Genomic DNA, 19,182 nt, shown 5'->3' on the forward strand with positions numbered 1-19,182 from the left:
CGCATTGCGTGAAACGACTTGGCCAATCCTTGATGGCGGGTGACTTCGATCGTCAGGTCGCTGAGGTCCAAATCCGCATCGCGGCACTCAACCGCTTTACCGCTCTTGGTATACCTGCAACTGAGCCCGCAGGATAAGTCCGTCCGGGGAAACGGGAACTGCGCTCACACCCCGATTTGTGCAACAAGGCTTTCCTTCTCTCTGTTTTCCTCAGAAACAACCGGAAAAAGAACCAGAATGGTTGCTAAGACGCCCCAATCCCGCCCCATTCCTTAGCGATAAATCAATCATACCAAGTCGGACGGGCAACTGAGAGAGACGCCCACTCAATCCGACAAGGTCGATTAAACACTCAATGATCCTTTGGAGGGACACATCATGATCAAGTTCATCAAAAACTTCCGCAAAGACGACTCTGGCGCCGTAACTGTTGACTGGGTTGTTCTGACTGCCGCCGTTGTTGGTCTGGCTGTAGCTGCATACACAACCATCGAAACCAACACTGCGAGCCTGGCTGCTAACGCAGCGGGCACTCTGGGCGAGCAAAACGCTGACGCAACTGCTATCCCTGCAGACAACTAAGTTCGCATTTTGCGAAGGACGATTTGCAAGGGGCCGCGTAGAACTACGCTGGCCCCTTGTCGCTCAAATAATAGGGTCGCGCGTCACACCCGTCGTGCAATCCAATTGTTGTTTTTTCGGCAAGGGGTAGTGCCGGCAAACTTCCAATGGCCTCAGAACACCTAGCGGGAGAGATACCATGGAAAGATTCTTAAAGGGTTTTCAGCGCAACGAAAACGGCGCTGTAACTGTTGATTGGGTCGTTCTAACGGCAGCATTGGTTGGCCTCGCGGTAGGTCTAGTTGGCGCGATTAGCGGCGCAACCCAAGGCGTCGCGAACAATACCGGTCAACAGATCGACGACCAGATCGAAGACTAATCTTTTTTCAGGTGTGTATTGCTGCCCGGCTCCACGAAACGAACTGATTTCGTCCCTCGAACCGCCACAATTGCAATGCATAATCAATTCCGAAGAAGTCCCGATACGGGAACGCCAACCCGTGAAATGAATAACTGCGAGGTGATACATCATGCGAGCTATATTTGCCGTGGTCTTGCTGGTCGGCCTAGGTCTAGCCGGTTTTGCCGTCTACATGGCGCAAAACTATGTCGAAGGATACCAGTCCGCACTCGCAAAAGAACGTTCCGAGCGTCAGAACATCGATTTGGTGGACGGCTTTATCGTTGCGAAATCTTTGAAATATGGAGAACGACTGATCAAAGCAGACGTTAGGATTGTAAAATGGCCCAAAGCGGCCATGCCGGACGGAATGTTCACAACGGTCGAAGAGTTGTTCCCCAAAGGTGATGACCGCGACCGTGTGATTTTACGCGCGATGGAAAAAGGTGAAGTTCTGATTGCTGCCAAAGTTTCCAAACCGGGCGAAGAGGCCGGCATCACATCTCGACTTGAGCGTGGTCAGCGTGCCTTCGCGATAAAGGTTGACGTGACAAGTGGCGTTTCGGGGTTCTTGCGGCCTGGAGACCGCGTCGACGTTTATTGGACCGGCAAAGCTAGCGACAAACGCGACGCGCGTGGAGAATTTACCAAGTTGATCGAAGCCAATGTCAGCCTGATTGCAATTGACCAAACAGCCGATGAGGAAGTTAAGTCTGGCAAGATCGCCCGCACTGTAACGGTAGCAGCCTCTCCGCAGCAAGTAGCTGCGCTAGCACAAGCGCAATCGACTGGCCGCCTGTCACTTGCACTTGTCGGAGTTGAGGATGACACGATTGCCTCAGCGATTGAAGTCGATCAGCGTGAGCTGTTGGGATTTCAAATAGAAGAAGCCGTGGTAGAAGAAGTTGAGCGAGACCGGGTCTGCACAATCAAAACCCGAAAAGGCGGCAACGTCGTCCAAATTCCCATCCCCTGCACGAACTGACCATAGGAGTTCGAACAGATGCAACTTTGATGAGGCGCCAGTCACTGGCGCCTTTTTTGTTCTAGCCTGTGTTCAGTTATCCACATGCACTAAACCTCCGAAACCTTTGATTCTTGCAAAAAAACTTAAACTGACGCACAGTGCAAATAAATGTGGACGTTAGATCCATGATCCGAGGCGTGATCGAGAGGCAGGTCACATGAAAAATCGACGTATCGTACAGGCCGCGTTAGTCGGGGCTTTCCTATGCATTCTTCCTGTTTTATCAGGTCCAGTTCAGGCAGAATCCCTTCGCATCGTGCGAAGCGGCACATCCTCTGGGCTAAGCGTACCAATGAACCGCGCGGTGGTCGTCGAGAGTGACGTTCCATTCGCGGAACTTTCGATCGCGAACCCCGCGATTGCAGACATTTCATCCCTATCTGATCGCACGATCTATGTTTTGGGTAAGGCGCCTGGCATCACAACGCTGACTTTGCTGGACGCGACCGGCAAGCTCATTACCAACGTAGAGGTCAGTGTATCTCCGGATATTTCTGAGTTCAAAGAGCGCTTACGTCAGATCCTACCAGGGGAAAAGATTGAGGTCCGCACTGCAAACGACGGTGTTGTACTTTCAGGAACCGTATCTTCTGCTCAAAAGCTACAACGCGCATTGGATCTCGCCCAGCGCTATGCGCCTGAACGTGTATCCAACCTGATGGTCGTCGGTGGCGTCCAACAGGTTATGCTAAAAGTACGATTTGCAGAAATGCAGCGCACTGTCTCGAAATCACTGAGTTCATCGGTAATTGCCAACAACCCCGCCAACGTCTTGTTGGAAACAGGTACGTTGCTCGGGACCACTGCATCTGGCTCTGCTCCAACGATTCCGGCCAACACTGCAGGTGCTCTTGGTTTTACGTTCGGCGTTGGCTCGTTCGAAGTCGGCATTCTTCTGGAAGCTTTAGAGCGCAAGGGCGTCGTGCGCACTTTAGCTGAACCGAACCTTACCGCCCTTTCTGGACAAGAGGCTAAATTTTTGGCCGGTGGCGAATACCCTATTCCTGTTGCTCAGGACGACAATACAATCACTGTCGAGTTCAAACCATTTGGTGTCGAACTCAACTTTATTCCCCGCGTCGTAGACGGTGACCTGATCAACCTTGAATTGGCAGCCGCTGTCTCTGCAATTGACACTGCCAACAGCTTCTCAGACGGGACAATTTCGATCGCGGGTTTCCGGCGGCGCGAAGCCTCTACAACGGTTGAACTGCGTGACGGAGAAAGCTTCGCAATTGCAGGCTTGCTGCAAGATGACTTTCAGGACAACAACGACCAGATTCCGTGGCTTGGCGATGTTCCTGTTCTAGGTGCACTTTTTCGCAGCGCAGATTTTCAGCGCGATCAGTCAGAATTGGTCATCATCATCACGGCACATCTGGTAACCCCTACCAGGGGCGAAGCGCTTTCCCTGCCCACTGACCGGATCAAGCCGCCAACCGAACAGGGGCTGTTCCTTTATGGCCACGTCGCACGCGACGCAAAAGCCCCGCAAAAAGGCCCAGCCGGCGAAGTTGCCAAACAGGACTTCTCCGGATCCTACGGCTATGTGATGGACTAAGGAACAGACCTATGTGGAAGCACTTTGCCGCCCTCGCACTTCTTCTAACCAGCGCTTGTTCGGACGGCGACCGAGACGCCGTTCCCTCATGGTGGCGCGAAGCAGGATCAGTTATTGACAATGGCCATTTCGGAGAGGCGACTTTAAACAACACGAGCATTCACAATGGCGACAAGCAATATGTTTTGGCACTGGCCAACCGATTCTCTGAGGAAGTGAATTCGACAGTCAACTTTGCATTCGACAGCACTCAACTTGACCACGCCGCGCGCATGACACTCCAACAACAAGCATCTTGGATTCTTCAATTCCCCGAAGTCCGCTTCAAAGTTTACGGTCACACGGATCTCGTCGGCAGCGATGCCTACAACAGAAGCCTTGGTTTGCGACGCGCAAAAACTGTGGTCAGCTATCTGGTGGCGCGCGGTGTTAACCGTGACAGATTGGAGGCGGTGGTTTCCCTCGGCAAAGAGCAACCCCTTGTCGTCACCCAAGGTCGCGAACGTCGAAACCGCCGAACTGTCACAGAGGTCACTGGCTTTGTGGATCGTCATCCGACAGTGCTTGACGGAAAATACGCAGAAGTTGTTTATCGTCAGTATGTTACCGGCGCAAAACCTCAAACCGAGCTGGTCGGATTGTCCGCGACCGGAACAAGTAGCGAATAATCACAAACTAATCTAGCTTACAAAACCCAAAGCGAGAGACCGGCCAAAGCGCCGGTCTTTTTGCATCTTCGCAACGCGTCACCGCAAATGGCATAAGGCCCATCTGTTTCAACCAGTGGGGAAACGAATTGGCAATTGCGTCTTGATCGTCGCACAATTCCGCACAATTTCGGTTTTTTGGCCCCAATGTTGCCCCAGTTAGAGGTGATTTTCTGATCAATGGGACAAGTGTGTCGACGAGAGTCGCGCTCTTGCACCAAGGAAACGGAACCGGGGCAGCAGTGTTGGTAACGCCCCTCAATCCGAAAAAGAAATGCGGATGCCGCGAGCAAGGAACCAGAGGCTTATGACGAGTAGCGAGCCGATCCAAAGCGAACCGAGCCCGATCCTGGCGTGTACCATTTGCCGGGACGTGCAAAACTTTGAACTCCTCATAGTGGATATGGAGGAGGCTCTAGGAGAGCAATGGGGTGATTTGGGGTTTGAGGATGCGATTCCGTTCATGTCCCAACCCGAAGCCGCGCATCTGAATTTTATTGCTCTCGCCATCGATGATCTTGACGAGGAAAACCTGTCTCAATTGACGGACATTATTTCCGAGGCTCGCAACCGGAACATCCAAACAATTTTGATTGCAGAGGACGTTACTCCAGCGTCGCTGCATCACTTGCTACGTCAAGGCGCAAACGAGTTCATTCCTTACCCTCTTCCCCCCGGCGAATTGCAATCGGTCATCGAAAAATCGGACAATGCCGGATCAGATGAAGAGATCGTACCAGATCAACCTCAGCAACCCGCTGTCGCATTAAACTCCCGTTCTGAATCTCGTGAAGGTGTTCTAATCGCGGCTCAGGGACTCGCTGGTGGAACGGGCGCGACAACACTTGCGGTAAACTTAGGTTGGGAATTGGCAAACATCTCTAAGAAGAACTCACCCTCGGTTTGCCTGCTAGATTTGGACCTGCAATTCGGTTCAGTTTCGACTTTTCTGGATCTACCCAGACAAGACGCCGCATTCGAAGTAATCACCGATACCGAAAGTATGGATAGCGAGAGTTTCGGACAGGCATTACAGACCTACGAAGACAAACTGCACGTGCTGACGTCGCCACCTGATATCATTCCCATGGACCTGGTATCGCCCGAGGATATCGAACGTATTCTTGATGTAGCGCGCAGGCACTATGACTATGTGATCGTCGATATGCCTTCGGTCTTGGTGCAATGGTCCGAAGTCGTTCTCAATACGGCCCATGTCTATTTCGCGACTATGGAAATTGACATGCGCTCAGCCCAGAACGCCATGCGGCTTAAACGTGCACTCCAAGCCGAAGACCTTCCATTTGAAAAGCTGCGCTATGTCATGAACCGCGCACCAAAATTCACCGATCTAAGCGGAAAGAGCCGTGTGAAAAGGCTCGCGGAAAGCCTCGGCATTTCAATCGACCTACACTTGCCGGATGGCGGCAAACAGGTCGCCGCGAGCGGCGATCATGGCCAGCCATTGGGGCTAAGCGCGGCCAAGAACCCGCTTCGTAAAGAAATCGCCAAACTAGCGACCAGCCTATTCGAAATCGAACACGCTGACGATAAAGCAGCTTAAGGGAAGGAAACACCATGTTTTCCCGTTATAAGAAAACTACTAGTGCCAAACCAAATGGCGCAGTCGCCACCGGGGCGGTCAAAGGCAATTCAGCCTCCACGACACCACAAACCACCCAGGTTTCCAAACCTGACGCTGCGCCGAAAAAACCAATAATGAGGAAACCCTTGGCAACGGCGCCAGCCCAAGTTGTCGCTGGCGATAAAGAACGTCGTCGCAAAGAGCGCCTTGGTGAAATTAAACTGGAACTGCACCGCGAACTACTGGACAATCTTAACCTCTCAGTGCTGGACAAAGCCTCCGAAAAGGAGCTGCGCGCGGAGATTGGCGCAATCGCAACAGAGGTACTTCAGGAAAAGGCCATAGTGCTCAACCGTGAAGAGCGCACCAATCTGTTTCAAGAACTCTATGATGAAGTGACCGGTCTTGGCCCGCTCGAAACCCTGCTTCAGGACGAAACTGTCAACGACATTTTGGTAAACGGGCCAAAACAGATTTTTGTCGAGCGTGAAGGCCGTTTGCAACTAACCGACATCGTTTTTAAAGATGAAAAGCACCTTCTACGCATTATCGACAAAATCGTCTCAGCAGTAGGTCGTCGCGTTGACGAGTCAAACCCTTATGTTGACGCTCGCCTCCAAGACGGTTCGCGTTTCAACGCCATGGTTCCGCCAATCGCCGTCGATGGATCCCTTGTCTCCATTCGTAAATTTAAAAAGGACAAGCTTGGAATTGACGATCTCGTCGGGTTTGGCGCGTTCTCCGAGCAAATGGCAGCCTACCTGCAGGCGGCAGTTTCCACGCGTCTCAATGTGATCGTCTCGGGTGGTACTGGCTCCGGTAAGACCACAACATTAAACGCGCTATCGTCCTTTATCGACAATGCCGAACGCATCTTAACAATCGAAGACACCGCCGAACTCCAACTGCAACAGACCCATGTTGGTCGGATGGAAAGTCGCCCACCCAACGTTGAAGGCAAGGGCGAGGTATCCCCTCGGGATTGTCTAAAAAACGCGCTGCGGATGCGCCCAGACCGCATCATTGTAGGTGAGACGCGCGGCGAAGAAGTAATCGACATGCTTCAAGCGATGAACACCGGTCACGATGGGTCAATGACCACGATCCACGCAAACTCGGCGCGCGATGGTGTGTCACGGCTGGAGAACATGATCGCCATGGCTGGGATCGAAATGCCCATCAAGGCCGTACGCTCTCAAATCTCTTCGGCGGTGAACCTGATCGTTCAAGCCTCCCGACTTCAGGACGGGTCGCGCCGGATGACCTCGATCACCGAAGTCACCGGAATGGAAGGTGACGTAATTTCCATGCAAGAACTGTTTCGATACCAACGAACCGGCCTCACCCCTGACAACAAAATCATCGGCCATTTCACTGCCACCGGTGTCCGTTCGCATTATTCTGAACGTTTCCGCATGTGGGGCTACGAACTTCCGGCTGACATCTATGAACCGAGCGCGGGGTAACAACGATGCCAATTTCTCCAGAACTCATAGTATATGGCCTTATTTTTGTGGGCGTATTCGTCCTTGTGGAAGGCATTTACCTAACCGTTTTCGGTAAGTCGATCAGCCTGAATAGCCGTGTCAATCGCCGTCTAGAAATGATGGACAAAGGCGCGCGGCGCGACGAAGTGCTTGAGCAACTCCGGAAGGAGATGAATCAACATGGTGAAAACAAGACCATCCCACTCTATTCCATGCTGGCCGAAAAGGCACAGAAAGCCGCGATAGCGTTTACGCCACAACAGCTCATCTTGATGATGGGAGCCGTTTCGGCCTTTGCATTTGTTGGACTTTCAGTTGGAACTCAAACTGGCGTCGCCACCACCGCTGTAATCTCTGTCATGATGGGTGTGGGAGGGGTCTATTTCTGGGTCAGCATGAAGGCGGGTAAGCGCATCGCCATGATTGAAGAACAACTTCCCGATGCCATCGAACTCATGGTGCGTTCGCTCAAAGTTGGCCACCCATTTTCGTCCGCGATTCAAATCGTGTCCCGTGAGATTGACGATCCACTTGCAACAGAATTTGGTCTGATCGCTGACGAAAGCGCATATGGCCGTGACGTTGGCGAAGCACTCAAGGATATGGCAGAACGTCTTGATATGCAGGATATGCGCTTTCTCTCCGTTGCAGTCACGATCCAACAACAATCAGGTGGCAATTTGGCAGAGATTCTCGCCGGTTTGTCCAAAGTGATACGTGCTCGCTTCCGCCTGTTTCGCAGGGTCAAGGCCATTACCGCCGAAGCCAAGTGGTCCGGAAAGTTTCTTTCCGCCTTCCCTGTCGTCGCACTGATCGTGATCAACGTGCTTGACCCCAACTACTATGACGAAGTTAAGCCGCACGAACTATTCATTCCAGGCTGTATTGCTGTGGGACTGTTTCTGGCCGCAAATCTGATCATCATGCGCATTCTGACGAACATCAAGGTCTGAGGAGACACCAAAATGAATACACTCGAAGCCCTCAACCTTATGCTCATAGATCAACTCGGCCCAAACGGACCGATGATTGGCATCGCTATCGCTTTCACATTGTTTCTTGGTCTGATCATCCCGTTGATGCTCGGGCGCAAAGATGACCCGATAGAAAAACTGAAACGTTCGCAACAGGAAGGCGCGAACTCCAAACGCAAGGAGCAGCTGCGCCGAAAAGGTGCGAACGCCAAGCTGGACAAATACAAAGCATTTCTTGAACCCAAGAGCGAGGAAGAGCTTAGCTCGGTTCGCCTTACTTTAATGCAAGCGGGATATCCTTCCAGAGACGCCGTTCGCGCGTATCACTTGGCGCAAATGCTTCTAGGTATTGGCGGACTTATTTTGGGCGTACTCTACTTCGTCTATGTTAAGGGCACCGAAGGTGCGACCACCCAGGACACCCTCATGTACACACTCGGACCCGGCGTGATCGGATACATGATGCCAAAATACTGGGTTACTCGCCGGGTCGAAGCCCGCAAGGAAGAGATTACCGCCGGTTTTCCAGACTCGCTGGATATGATGCTCGTATGCGTCGAGGCCGGTCAATCGCTTGACCAATCCATTGTTCGCGTCGCGGGTGAATTGCGCGCCTCCTACCCGGCACTGGCAGACGAATTCCAAATTGTCGCCTATGAAATGAAGGCAGGAAAAGACAAACAACAGGTTCTTTCGGATATGGGCGAACGTTGCGGTGTTCAGGATGTGTCATCATTCGTAACGGTTCTGATCCAGTCCGCTACATTTGGTACATCCATCGCAGAGGCGCTACGCGTTTACGCAGGAGAAATGCGCGACAAACGCGTCATGCGCGCGGAAGAAGCCGCAAACAAGTTGCCAACCAAGATGACACTTGCGACTATGGCACTAACTGTTCCACCGCTACTGATTATTCTCGTGTCGCCTTCAATCGTTGGCATCGGCAACATGGGCGGCAACTAACAAGAAACCAACTATGAACCGTTATTGGGCATTTGCACTATGTTTGACCTATATTTCCATGGCCGCCTGTTCACCGGGTGGCCTTGGAACATCGTCATCTCCTGACCCCGATAGTCCATTTGCCCCTGCCGTAGATGCTAGCAAGCAAGCTGAAGATGGCTTGATCGTTGGATGGCGTTTGATGGAGGCCAACGAATATGAGCTGGCGTTGGAAGCCTTCGCTCGCCATGCACTTGATAATGGCACGACGCCAGAAGTAAAAGCATCGGTTGCCACCGCATATATTGGGTTGGGTCGTTTGGGTCAGGCTGAAACTCTACTCCACGAAAGCCTCGAAGCCGAACCCGAGCATCCAGAGACTTGGAACAACCTCGGAGTTGTCCTGCTCGAACGAGGTCGATTAGGCGAGGCAGAACAAATCTTTCGCAAGGCCTATGCACTGGACAATGGCCAAAGTGACTCAATCCGCGATAATTTACGCTTAGTGCTCGCAAAATCGGAAAACCCCGGCTATGATGACGGGAAAACACAAGACTATAAATTGGTGCGGCGGGGTAGCAGCGATTACCTCATCCGGGAAACACCATAAGAGGCAAGAGCAGTACAAAGGACGCAAAAAATGCGCCACCCTTTTCTCTGGACTATCTGTGCAGCTGGTTTGGCTGTTATTTCGGCGTGTGCAAACTCCGAGGATGAAAGCGTCGAACGCGCTATTCAGAATGTGAATGCGCTGGACGAGTCTAACCTGTCAGATGTCATGCTCACAGTCGCAGACCCCAACGAAGGCGTAAACTACTTTCAGCGGACGCTTAAGGACAATCCTGACCGCATCGATATCAAGCGCGGACTCGCAATTTCATATGTGAGGGCCAAGCGTTTCGCCGAAGCGGTCCCGGCCTGGAAAAACGTAGTCAAAGATAGCGAAAGCACAAATAATGATCGAGTTGACCTCGCGGACTCACAGATTCGAGCAGGTAAATGGGACGGCGCAGAAGAAACACTGGACAGCATTCCTCCCACGCACGAGACATTCAAGCGCTACCGTCTGGAGGCAATGATCGCCGACGCCAATCAGGAATGGAACCACGCCGACAGTTTTTATGAAATCGCGGTTGGTCTTACCACGCGCCCTGCTGGAGTTATGAACAACTGGGGTTATTCGAAACTAACCCGAGGAGACTATTCCGAAGCCGAGCGCCTCTTTGGTGAGGCTATCCGTCAGGATAGCACTTTGTTCACTGCCAAGAACAACATGGTTCTCGCTCGCGGTGCTCAGCGCAATTATACTTTGCCAGTCATCCCCATGGTCCAGACAGAGCGCGCGCAACTCCTGCATACCTTGGCGCTCTCAGCAATCAAACAAGGCGATACGGAAACCGGCAAAGCGCTGTTGCGCGATGCCATCGACACGCACCCCCAGCATTTCGAGGCTGCCGTGCGCGCCTTGCGCTCGCTGGAAAACACGTAAACGAGCGCCGCGCCTATGCTGATTACGGCCCAGTCGGCACTATGGTTCCTGCCATTTGTTCTCCCGATCTGTTTTTATGTTGCATGGTCCGACATGCGCGCTATGCGCATTCCCAACCACTCCGTGATGGCACTACTTGGTGTCTTTTTGGTGATCGGGCTGATCGCCCTGCCCTTCTCTGAATATGCGTGGCGCTTGTTACATATCGTTGCGGTACTAATCCTTGGAATGGTTTTGAATGCAGGCGGCCTCGTTGGCGCGGGCGACGCCAAATTCTCGGCCGCAGCTGCGCCGTTTGTCGCGCTTGGCGATTTGCGCCTAATGCTGGCAATTTTTGCCGCGACCCTTCTCGCCGCATGGGTAACCCATCGTCTCGCGAAATACTCGCCACTACGTCGCGCATTACCTGAATGGGAAAGCTGGGACAAAGGTTGGGATTTCCCGATGGGCCTCGCGCTTGGTGGCGCATTAGGCATCTACCTCGTGCTCGGCGCCTTGTACGGGGCTTAAGCGGGCCTGAAATTCGCCTTTTTTGTCTGATTGAATCGCATTCAACACGCTGCGCATCTTGATGCGTCCATGACTCGCGCCTGTCAGGAGATACCGCTGATGAACATGCAAACTTCAAACGTGATGGCCCCGCCGCCGCCCAAGCGGTTAGAGGAAATGCGCCTACCCATCGTTATGATGCGCGACATCCTATTGAAAACCATGTTTCGCAAAAACATTGACATGGTTTCTGATATCGCTGCGGCTGTTTGCCTCCCAACCGCAGTGACTCAAGAACTTGTCGACATGGCCCGCGAGCAACGCTTTTGCGAAGCAACCGGTACGCTCAATGCCAATAATGGCAATGAAATGGGCTATCAACTAACGGATCTCGGCAAACATCGGGCACAGGACGCGCTGGCGCAATCAGAGTATTTTGGCGCGATGCCAGTACCACTCGACGTCTACCGCGAACAGGTTAAGCGCCAGTCAATCCGCAATATTCAAATTACCCGCCAACAACTCACAGATGCAATGGGCCATCTGATCCTGCCTGACAGTCTGCTCGATAATCTCGGCCCCGCTGTCGGCTCAGGACGCTCTATCCTCATGTATGGTCCCCCCGGCAACGGAAAATCGTCAATTTCAAACGGAATCCGAGATGCGATGGGCGACAAGGTCTATGTTCCCCGTGCCATTGAATACGCTGGACAGGTGATTACCGTATATGATCCCATCGTGCACTCCGCTGCAGAAAGCGACACTCAAAATCCAAACAGCCTGCGCCGGGTTGCGCGATTTGACACCCGATATGTTAAATGTGACCGGCCTACGGTGATTACCGGCGGCGAGCTGTCGCTCGACATGCTCGATCTGGTCTTCAACCCGACGGCGCGTACCTATCAGGCACCGCTGCAGCTCAAATCCACGGGTGGTATCTTTATCGTCGACGATCTGGGTCGTCAGGCGGAACCGCCACAATCGTTGGTCAACCGTTGGATTGTGCCTTTGGAGGAAAGCAAAGACATCCTTGCGCTACAATCAGGCGAAAAATTCGAGGTCCCTTTCGACACGCTGGTGATCTTCTCCACCAACTTCCACCCAAATGAGATCTTTGACCAAGCGGCCCTGCGCCGGATCTTCTACAAGATAAAGATCGACGGTCCCAGTCAGGAAAACTTCCTAAAGATTTTCGCGTTGATTGCCCAGAAAAAGCGAATGCCCCTTGACGAGAAAGCACTAGTACATCTGCTAAAGCACAAGTACCCCACGATCGAAAATGTCTATGCAAACTACCAACCGGTCTTCCTCATCGACCAGATGATCTCGATCTGCGAATTCGAAGGCATTCCGTATCAGATGAATCCTGACCTGATCGATCGCGCTTGGGCTAACATGTTCGTCAAAGACGAACACATCGTCAAATAGATCCATCAAAACCGACCGCCAGTCTCAATGTGGGTTTGTCGTTGGGTACCGTGCTTGGCGAGTTGACCGTTGGCAAGTACCGATTTCCACGCGAGGTTTGTTAGTTTCCGCGCGACTTACCTGTTTCGCCTCGAACGCCCGAAGTTGAACGATCAAACCACGTCGACATGTGCTACCTGCGCGGTTGCACGTCTACTGCACGTGCACCTCTTGCACACGCTTGTTCAACAAGTTACCCCTCGCGCTATGAAGATAATTCGAGACTATCAGTTCGTCGCAAAAAAAGATCGCGGTGCCAGTGCCGCGATTGGCAATTTTGATGGTGTACATCTAGGCCACCAATCGGTGATCGAAATCGCACGCAATGCGGACACCAACGCGCCCATGGGAATTGTCACATTCGAACCGCACCCTCGCGAGTTTTTTGCTCCAGACGCCCCTCCGTTCCGCCTGACAGGCGCCGACACACGTGCTTTACGATTAGAGAAGCTAGGCGTCGAATTCGTTTATGAACTTCCTTTCAACGCCACTCTATCCAGCCTCACACCACGTGAATTTGCCCGTGATGTGATCGCAGATGGCCTGGGCTTGTCCCACGTGGTCGTAGGTGCCGATTTTTGCTTTGGCAAGAGTCGCAGCGGCACCGCAGCAGATTTGCGGATCTTTGGAAAAGAATTCGGTTTTGGTGTCACCGTCGCGCCGCTTTTGCAATCCGGTGAAAATCAAGTCTCATCCACATCTATTCGTGCTGCTCTCAGCAATGGCAACCCCCGTGAAGCCGCGCGTATGCTTGGGCACTGGCACCGAATCTCTGGCCCCGTAATCGGTGGCGACCAACGCGGCCGCAACCTTGGTTACCCCACCGCGAACATGTCGCTGGACGGCCTGCATCCGCCGAGATTTGGCGTATACGCTGTACTCGTCGATGTATTGGAAGGCCCCCATTCAGGCAGCTACCAAGGCGCATCCTCGATTGGCATTCGCCCGATGTTCGGCGCAAATAAAGCTAATATCGAAACATATATTTTCGACTTTTCTGGGGATCTCTACGGCACCCCTCTTTCAATCGCGCTGGTCGACTTCCTGCGCCCAGAGGAAAAATACGACAGCCTTGAGGCTTTGGTGGCACAAATCGAAAAAGACTGCGCTGAATGCCGCGCGATCCTCACAGCACTTTGAATACGATGAGCAATTCCGACCCAATTTCACGCAATGGCCTGTCTACTCGGTTCTGGGAAAAAAAGCCTCTCGACCAGTTTTCTCAAATGGAATGGGAAGCGCTGTGTGATGGCTGCGGAAAATGCTGTTTAAATAAACTCGAAGATGCCGATACTGGCGAAGTTGCACTTACCCGTGTCGCATGCCGCTTGTTGGACGACGAAACCTGCCGCTGCACCCAGTACGACATCCGACATCAATTTGTGCCCGAATGCATCGTACTCAAGCCTTCGAACCTCGACACCCACGCTTACTGGATGCCGCAAACTTGCGCGTATCGCCTGCTGTGGCAGGGCAAGCCGCTCTATGATTGGCATCCGCTCATTTCTGGTGATCCGTTAAGCGTGCATCAAGCTGGCGTCTCTGTCTGGCGTATGACAGTCTCTGAGTTTGAAACCCCCCAAGACGAATGGGAAGATCACATTATCCAGGAACCGCTCTGATGTTTTTTGCTTCTGACAACTCTGGCCCCGCCTTGCCCCTGGTCATGGCCGCACTGGCGGACGCCAACACAGGGTACGTGATGGGTTACGGCGCTGATCCAATCATGAACGAAGTACAGGCCCAGATCCGCGAAACGTTTGACGCGCCCGAGGCTGCCGTCTACCTCGTCTCTACTGGTACCACAGCTAATGCGCTCGCGCTGGCTACGTTGACCAGCCCGTGGGAAACCATCTTTTGTTCGCGTGTCGCGCATATCCAAGAAGACGAATGCAACGCACCCGAATTTTACACCGGCGGAGCCAAGCTCACTCTTGTTGGCGACGGTGACAAGGTATCACCCGTGGCTCTGACCGCGGCAATCGAGGCCGAGGAAAACCGCGGCGTGCATGGACCCCAACGTGGCCCGCTTTCGATCACTCAAGTCACCGAACGCGGAACCATCTATACGCTTGATGAAATTCGCACCCTAACCGCAATCGCCAAAGCCCACGACATGCCGGTCCATCTTGACGGCGCTCGCTTTGCCAACGCGATTGAAGCACTTGGCTGTTCACCTGCAGATATGACCTGGAAAGCCGGTGTCGACGCTGTCAGCTTTGGCGGCACAAAAAACGGCTGCCTTGGCGTCGAAGCAGTGATCTTCTTTGACCCCAAGCACTCTTGGGAATTTGAGCTGCGCCGAAAACGCGGCGGACACCTCTTTTCCAAGCACCGCTATCTATCTGCTCAGATGAATGCCTACCTCAAAGGCGATCTTTGGCGCCGCGCCGCCAATACTGCCAACGCGCGCGCCGCACGACTTGTCGCGGGTCTCAAGGAAGTATCCGCTGTCAGTTTTGCCCATGAACCACAGGCCAACATGGTTTTTGCGTCAATGCCCCGTGCCAAGCACAAATCTCTGTTCGAAGCCGGCGCGGTCTATCATATCTGGGATGGTAGCCTCGAAGGGGATGATCCAAACGCACTGGTCACCGCGCGCTTTGTCTGTGACTGGTCGATTAGTGAAGAACAGATCGATCAGTTTATTGCGCTGGCACAAAGCACCAACTAAGCGTGGCGAAGCGCGCCTAAGGAATTAACCTTGTCACTTCCTGCGCCACGGTGGCAGGATGCGAAATCGCACCCATATGCCCCGCACCAGGCACTCTCACTCGTACCGCGCCTTCGATCCGTTCTGCCAGCCCGTCGCAAATAGAGGTAATCTCCGGCGGTGACTCCACTCCATCCATTATTGCGCAAGGCACAGTAATCTCTCCTAAACGAGGCAAAGTACCAGGAGTGTCCAATGAAACGTAGTTTTGCGAACCCAAAACGAAAGGGATGCGGCGCGCAAATCCGTCACGTACTTGCTTTGGTATTGCCGCCCATGGCGTGCCGTCGTTCCATTGCTTCATAAAATCGCGCGCCGCTGCCGTGTGGTCTCCAGATCTGACAGCTCTGGCAATCCGCGAGACCATGGCCTCGTGCGCATCAAACCCCCCAAGGTCGATCCCGCGGGCCAAAGCGAAAAAAACTGGCTCGTAGAGCGTCAAACTGCGCACTATTTTTGGGTGGCTCACGGCCAGTTGCAATGCAACAACCGCCCCAAAGCTGTGAGCAATAACATCCACTGGGGCCTGTATTCTCTCGAGAACAGCCTCTGACACTAATGTTCCTGTACATGAGACCCCGTCATACGGCGCGCTACGTCCGTGCCCAGGCATGTCCAATGCGTGTATCGTCAGCACGTCATTCAGGTATTCGCTCACACCGCGCCATGCGCCCGAATGTGCCATTGTGCAATGTAAGGCCAGAGCAGTACGCCTACCCTGACCCAACTTACGCCAATATACATCTCTGGCGCTCAAAGTGCTCCGGCCAAGTGCCTGTCCAGATAGGTCAGACGGTCTTGACCCCAAAAACGCACGTCACCGTCAGTTATGTAAAATGGCGAACCAAAGACGCCTGCGCTAACGGCCTCTTCCAGATTGCGGGCATAAGTCTCGGCCCCAGCCAGCAAACCAGTATCAGCTAAGGCAGGATCAAATCCAGCCGCTTCCAGACAGGCGCGTATCACCTCGTCCTGAGCGACGTCCCTTTCCTCAACCCAACAGGCCCGCAGGATCGATTGAGTCAAAGCCCCGAGATCTCCGCCGCCCGCAGCTTGCGCCGCAATAATTGCATAAGAAGACGGCGCCATATTCGTGGGGAAATACGCCGGGGCCAGGTTCAATGGCATATCCAGCATCTTTGATTGATAGATCATGTCCTGAGCACGGTATTCTTGGCGCGAAGGATGGCGATCTTTGGGCGATGTGCCACCCGTCCGCGCAAACAACGCCATGATATCCAGGGGTTTGTAAGTAATCGTTGCGCCTTGCTTGGACGCGATTTCCTCCAACCGACCCCCTGCCAAATACGCATAGGGGGAAATCGTTGCAAAATAGTAGTCGATATGTGGCATTCCGCCCTCCGGTCATGCTGTGCTGTTTGCCTGACCCTAGGCACATGCTAAGCGGAAGGCAACGACACGAATCTGTCATAAGTGCACTTCTGGGGATCTCGCACATGCCAAATATTCTTGAACCAAAAATGATCACCGGCAGCTCGAACATGCCGTTGGCCAAAGCCATCGCACGCCGTATGTCTATGCACCGCGGCCAAACTGTAGAACTCGTCAACGCACGAGTTGAACGCTTCAACGATGCCGAAATCTTTGTCGAGGTCTACGATAACGTACGAGGTGAGGATATGTTCATTGTGCAGTCGACGTCACGTCCTGCCAACGACAACCTCATGGAACTACTTATTATGGCGGATGCGCTGCGTCGTTCATCGGCGAAACGCATCACAGCTGTGATCCCATATTTTGGCTATGCACGCCAAGACCGCCGCACCAAAGCCCGCACACCGATCTCTGCCAAGTTGGTGGCAAATATGATTGTCGAAGCGGGCATCGAGCGCGTTTTGACAATGGACCTACACGCGGCGCAGATCCAGGGTTTCTTCGATATCCCCGTTGATAACCTTTATGCGTCTCCAATTTTTGCGCTGGACATAAAACAACAATTTAAAGACACGCTTTCCGAAGTCATGGTTGTTTCTCCCGACGTTGGCGGCGTAGCACGTGCACGTGAATTGGCAAAACGAATTGGAGCTCCACTCTCAATTGTCGATAAGCGCCGCGAAAAGCCAGGCGAAGTAGCGGAGATGACCGTGATCGGTGACGTCTCTGGCAAAAAGTGTATTATCGTGGACGACATGTGCGACACTGCCGGAACACTCTGCAAAGCAGCTGAGGTCCTAATTGAACACGGCGCAACGGAGGTCCATTCTTACATATCACACGGTGTCATGTCTGGCCCCGCCGTCGACCGTGTTACAAAGTCGGTAATGAAGTCGTTGGTAATCACAGACTCTATTGAACCTACTCAATCCGTTCTTGATGCAGACAACATTCGGATCGTACCCACGGCCCCAATGTTTGCTCAAGCTATTATGAATATTTCGACCGGTACTAGCGTCTCGTCATTATTTGAAACCGAAACACTCGAACCGTCATATGAAGGCCTTTTCAAAGGCTAGCACAACGACGAGTACTGCGAAACCAGAAGCACCCTCGCAACTGTTTGCGAGGGTGCTATTAATTCAATGTAGATCGCGCAATCCTAGTCGTCTATTTGCCAATCATCTGCAAATGCCAATTCACCAATCGACATCCACGACATGCGCACTCGCGCTACTCGGCTATCACCCCAAGTGCGAAAAACCAGATGAAATCCAAGATTTGTGACCTCTTCGGCCACGACTTCGGCCCGTATATTATTCTGGCTGTCGATATCCCAAAGTGAGAGCCCCACGTGAACCACTGGTGGAACACGGTATTTTTGCGAAAATCGAATAAGTTTACGACGTTCCCTGGGGCCGTTTCCGGTCCACATTTCGCCGTCGTTTTCAAAGTCTGAAAACAGCGTCGCGTCGCCGCTGTCCACACCAATATAGTTATTCCGTAATTTCTTCATCGTAACTTCCCAATTACGTTAGGCATACGCTTTGTCTCTCGGAAAATTCAATCCCCAAAAATTGTTCACATGATGTCGTGTGTCAAAAAATGGCGATGCAATCTCTATCACGATAGAACCACTCGCTATGCGAACTACATCGGACTGCTCAAGGCAGTGGGACACCAGTTCCGGCAAAATGATACATCCGACCGCATGAAAACCAAGATGGAAAAGTAGTCCGAATGACCTTACGAAAGTTGAACGACCGAGTTGTGATACGCCTTATCGACGGTAAACCAATTGATTTCGAACACGTCATTCGACGCATGCCTCTCTTCTGCGGCGGAAGCAATCTAAATGGATTTCCACTCATCAACCGCGTCGCAAGGTTTTCAATCTGTGAGATCGAATCTCGACCATCAGCAAAAAAAAGGCCCCGCCATATGGCAGGGCCCAAGTGGAAAGTTCACAGATTCAAAATCAATCCATGTCATCCATTAGGTGCACAAGATCTGCCACGAATTTCTCCGCAGCGTCCTTGTCGTCGGCCCCAGCTCCTTCTGCCGACTTGCGGGCGCTCGTCAGAACGTCCTCAAGATCCGCCTTGCTAACTTCCGTACCAACATGCGCGTGTTCCGCGATGACAGAGATTGACTCTGCCGAGATTTCCGCGAAACCGCGGGTCACAACAAAATCTTTCTCACCGTCACTCGATTGCACCTTAACAACGCCCGGGCGAAGCGAGGTCAATAAAGGCGCGTGTCCCGCCATCGCGGTCAAGTCGCCATCCGCACCGGGAATTTGCACCGAGGTCACCTCGAGCGAAGCAAGGCTTCGCTCAGGGCTGACCAGATCAAATTGCATCGTGTTTGCCATTTCGGGCCTCC

Annotated in this window: 21 protein-coding genes and 1 pseudogene; 18 read left to right on the forward strand and 4 right to left on the reverse strand. The window is 52.8% G+C overall.

The window, feature by feature from the left end; genetic code table 11:
* The 17 genes and pseudogenes from CLV88_RS17860 to CLV88_RS17945 form a co-directional block, all read left to right on the forward strand.
* Positions 1 to 137: pseudogene (locus CLV88_RS17860) on the forward strand (IS5/IS1182 family transposase); the annotation flags it as partial.
* A gap of 241 nt (positions 138 to 378) precedes the next feature.
* Positions 379 to 582: a hypothetical protein gene (locus CLV88_RS17865; RefSeq protein ID WP_106609781.1), complete on the forward strand. Its 204-nt coding sequence runs from the start codon at positions 379 to 381 to the stop codon at positions 580 to 582.
* A gap of 178 nt (positions 583 to 760) precedes the next feature.
* Positions 761 to 940 carry a hypothetical protein gene (locus CLV88_RS17870; RefSeq protein WP_106609782.1) on the forward strand — a complete coding sequence of 60 codons (180 nt, stop codon included), beginning with the start codon at positions 761 to 763 and terminating at the stop codon, positions 938 to 940.
* Between the two features lie 151 nt (positions 941 to 1,091).
* Complete coding sequence (gene cpaB / locus CLV88_RS17875; RefSeq protein ID WP_106609783.1) at positions 1,092 to 1,946, forward strand: Flp pilus assembly protein CpaB; 855 nt, start codon at positions 1,092 to 1,094, stop codon at positions 1,944 to 1,946.
* Between the two features lie 199 nt (positions 1,947 to 2,145).
* Entirely contained in the window at positions 2,146 to 3,549 is a 1,404-nt protein-coding gene (locus tag CLV88_RS17880) for a type II and III secretion system protein family protein (RefSeq protein WP_106609784.1), read from the forward strand.
* A 185-nt stretch (positions 3,550 to 3,734) separates the two neighbouring features.
* Positions 3,735 to 4,217, forward strand: coding sequence for an OmpA family protein (locus CLV88_RS17885; RefSeq protein WP_423827744.1), 483 nt, complete (start codon positions 3,735 to 3,737; stop codon positions 4,215 to 4,217).
* A gap of 346 nt (positions 4,218 to 4,563) precedes the next feature.
* Positions 4,564 to 5,820 (forward strand): CpaE/TadZ family protein, encoded by a 1,257-nt coding sequence (locus tag CLV88_RS17895; RefSeq protein ID WP_106609787.1) that lies wholly within the window; start codon positions 4,564 to 4,566, stop codon positions 5,818 to 5,820.
* A 14-nt stretch (positions 5,821 to 5,834) separates the two neighbouring features.
* Entirely contained in the window at positions 5,835 to 7,307 is a 1,473-nt protein-coding gene (locus CLV88_RS17900; RefSeq protein ID WP_106609788.1) for a TadA family conjugal transfer-associated ATPase, read from the forward strand.
* A gap of 5 nt (positions 7,308 to 7,312) precedes the next feature.
* Positions 7,313 to 8,281: a type II secretion system F family protein gene (locus tag CLV88_RS17905; RefSeq protein WP_106609789.1), complete on the forward strand. Its 969-nt coding sequence runs from the start codon at positions 7,313 to 7,315 to the stop codon at positions 8,279 to 8,281.
* A gap of 12 nt (positions 8,282 to 8,293) precedes the next feature.
* Positions 8,294 to 9,265 (forward strand): type II secretion system F family protein, encoded by a 972-nt coding sequence (locus CLV88_RS17910; protein ID WP_106609790.1) that lies wholly within the window; start codon positions 8,294 to 8,296, stop codon positions 9,263 to 9,265.
* Positions 9,266 to 9,278: 13 nt separating this feature from the next.
* Positions 9,279 to 9,854 carry a tetratricopeptide repeat protein gene (locus CLV88_RS17915; RefSeq protein WP_207797096.1) on the forward strand — a complete coding sequence of 192 codons (576 nt, stop codon included), beginning with the start codon at positions 9,279 to 9,281 and terminating at the stop codon, positions 9,852 to 9,854.
* Positions 9,855 to 9,884: 30 nt separating this feature from the next.
* A complete protein-coding gene (locus CLV88_RS17920) occupies positions 9,885 to 10,733 on the forward strand; it encodes a tetratricopeptide repeat protein (protein ID WP_106609791.1) in 849 nt (282 codons plus the stop codon).
* Between the two features lie 15 nt (positions 10,734 to 10,748).
* A complete protein-coding gene (locus CLV88_RS17925; protein WP_106609792.1) occupies positions 10,749 to 11,243 on the forward strand; it encodes a prepilin peptidase in 495 nt (164 codons plus the stop codon).
* 99 nt (positions 11,244 to 11,342) lie between these two features.
* Positions 11,343 to 12,650: an ATPase gene (locus tag CLV88_RS17930; protein ID WP_106609793.1), complete on the forward strand. Its 1,308-nt coding sequence runs from the start codon at positions 11,343 to 11,345 to the stop codon at positions 12,648 to 12,650.
* Positions 12,651 to 12,896: 246 nt separating this feature from the next.
* Positions 12,897 to 13,829 carry a bifunctional riboflavin kinase/FAD synthetase gene (locus tag CLV88_RS17935; RefSeq protein WP_106609794.1) on the forward strand — a complete coding sequence of 311 codons (933 nt, stop codon included), beginning with the start codon at positions 12,897 to 12,899 and terminating at the stop codon, positions 13,827 to 13,829.
* A complete protein-coding gene (locus tag CLV88_RS17940; protein ID WP_279338360.1) occupies positions 13,802 to 14,311 on the forward strand; it encodes a YcgN family cysteine cluster protein in 510 nt (169 codons plus the stop codon). The genes CLV88_RS17935 and CLV88_RS17940 overlap by 28 nt, the downstream gene beginning before the upstream one ends.
* Positions 14,311 to 15,363 carry a threonine aldolase family protein gene (locus tag CLV88_RS17945; protein ID WP_106609795.1) on the forward strand — a complete coding sequence of 351 codons (1,053 nt, stop codon included), beginning with the start codon at positions 14,311 to 14,313 and terminating at the stop codon, positions 15,361 to 15,363. Before CLV88_RS17940 ends, CLV88_RS17945 begins: the two co-directional genes overlap by 1 nt.
* A gap of 16 nt (positions 15,364 to 15,379) precedes the next feature.
* Here CLV88_RS17945 and CLV88_RS17950 read toward each other — a convergent pair whose 3' ends face one another.
* Together CLV88_RS17950 and CLV88_RS17955 are read right to left on the reverse strand one after the other, a co-directional pair.
* The gene (locus CLV88_RS17950) at positions 15,380 to 16,210 is read right to left on the reverse strand and encodes an alpha/beta fold hydrolase (protein ID WP_341477188.1); all 831 of its coding nucleotides are present in this window, start codon (positions 16,208 to 16,210) and stop codon (positions 15,380 to 15,382) included.
* Positions 16,156 to 16,755, reverse strand: a complete 600-nt coding sequence (locus CLV88_RS17955) for a 2-hydroxychromene-2-carboxylate isomerase (protein WP_106609797.1) — start codon at positions 16,753 to 16,755, stop codon at positions 16,156 to 16,158. The genes CLV88_RS17950 and CLV88_RS17955 overlap by 55 nt, the downstream gene beginning before the upstream one ends.
* Before the next feature lie 104 nt (positions 16,756 to 16,859).
* Here CLV88_RS17955 and CLV88_RS17960 point away from each other — a divergent pair, with 104 nt between their 5' ends.
* Positions 16,860 to 17,876 carry a ribose-phosphate pyrophosphokinase gene (locus CLV88_RS17960; protein ID WP_106609798.1) on the forward strand — a complete coding sequence of 339 codons (1,017 nt, stop codon included), beginning with the start codon at positions 16,860 to 16,862 and terminating at the stop codon, positions 17,874 to 17,876.
* A gap of 83 nt (positions 17,877 to 17,959) precedes the next feature.
* On the opposite strand, the gene CLV88_RS17965 is transcribed toward CLV88_RS17960, so the two are convergent.
* A complete protein-coding gene (locus tag CLV88_RS17965; RefSeq protein WP_106609799.1) occupies positions 17,960 to 18,313 on the reverse strand; it encodes an H-type lectin domain-containing protein in 354 nt (117 codons plus the stop codon).
* A 462-nt stretch (positions 18,314 to 18,775) separates the two neighbouring features.
* Positions 18,776 to 19,171, reverse strand: coding sequence for a F0F1 ATP synthase subunit epsilon (locus tag CLV88_RS17970; RefSeq protein WP_106609800.1), 396 nt, complete (start codon positions 19,169 to 19,171; stop codon positions 18,776 to 18,778).
* Positions 19,172 to 19,182: the final 11 nt, after the last annotated feature.

It is taken from the genome of Shimia abyssi (assembly GCF_003014475.1).
Lineage (GTDB): Bacteria > Pseudomonadota > Alphaproteobacteria > Rhodobacterales > Rhodobacteraceae > Shimia > Shimia abyssi.

Coding starts and splice junctions, on each gene's coding strand:
- CLV88_RS17865 (WP_106609781.1), top strand. CDS start 379: ATGATCAAGTTCATCAAAAACTTCCGCAAAGACGACTCTGGCGCCGTA.
- CLV88_RS17870 (WP_106609782.1), top strand. CDS start 761: ATGGAAAGATTCTTAAAGGGTTTTCAGCGCAACGAAAACGGCGCTGTA.
- cpaB (WP_106609783.1), top strand. CDS start 1,092: ATGCGAGCTATATTTGCCGTGGTCTTGCTGGTCGGCCTAGGTCTAGCC.
- CLV88_RS17880 (WP_106609784.1), top strand. CDS start 2,146: ATGAAAAATCGACGTATCGTACAGGCCGCGTTAGTCGGGGCTTTCCTA.
- CLV88_RS17895 (WP_106609787.1), top strand. CDS start 4,564: ATGACGAGTAGCGAGCCGATCCAAAGCGAACCGAGCCCGATCCTGGCG.
- CLV88_RS17900 (WP_106609788.1), top strand. CDS start 5,835: ATGTTTTCCCGTTATAAGAAAACTACTAGTGCCAAACCAAATGGCGCA.
- CLV88_RS17905 (WP_106609789.1), top strand. CDS start 7,313: ATGCCAATTTCTCCAGAACTCATAGTATATGGCCTTATTTTTGTGGGC.
- CLV88_RS17910 (WP_106609790.1), top strand. CDS start 8,294: ATGAATACACTCGAAGCCCTCAACCTTATGCTCATAGATCAACTCGGC.
- CLV88_RS17915 (WP_207797096.1), top strand. CDS start 9,279: ATGAACCGTTATTGGGCATTTGCACTATGTTTGACCTATATTTCCATG.
- CLV88_RS17920 (WP_106609791.1), top strand. CDS start 9,885: ATGCGCCACCCTTTTCTCTGGACTATCTGTGCAGCTGGTTTGGCTGTT.
- CLV88_RS17925 (WP_106609792.1), top strand. CDS start 10,749: ATGCTGATTACGGCCCAGTCGGCACTATGGTTCCTGCCATTTGTTCTC.
- CLV88_RS17930 (WP_106609793.1), top strand. CDS start 11,343: ATGAACATGCAAACTTCAAACGTGATGGCCCCGCCGCCGCCCAAGCGG.
- CLV88_RS17935 (WP_106609794.1), top strand. CDS start 12,897: ATGAAGATAATTCGAGACTATCAGTTCGTCGCAAAAAAAGATCGCGGT.
- CLV88_RS17940 (WP_279338360.1), top strand. CDS start 13,802: ATGCCGCGCGATCCTCACAGCACTTTGAATACGATGAGCAATTCCGAC.
- CLV88_RS17945 (WP_106609795.1), top strand. CDS start 14,311: ATGTTTTTTGCTTCTGACAACTCTGGCCCCGCCTTGCCCCTGGTCATG.
- CLV88_RS17955 (WP_106609797.1), bottom strand. CDS start 16,755: ATGCCACATATCGACTACTATTTTGCAACGATTTCCCCCTATGCGTAT.
- CLV88_RS17960 (WP_106609798.1), top strand. CDS start 16,860: ATGCCAAATATTCTTGAACCAAAAATGATCACCGGCAGCTCGAACATG.
- CLV88_RS17965 (WP_106609799.1), bottom strand. CDS start 18,313: ATGAAGAAATTACGGAATAACTATATTGGTGTGGACAGCGGCGACGCG.
- CLV88_RS17970 (WP_106609800.1), bottom strand. CDS start 19,171: ATGGCAAACACGATGCAATTTGATCTGGTCAGCCCTGAGCGAAGCCTT.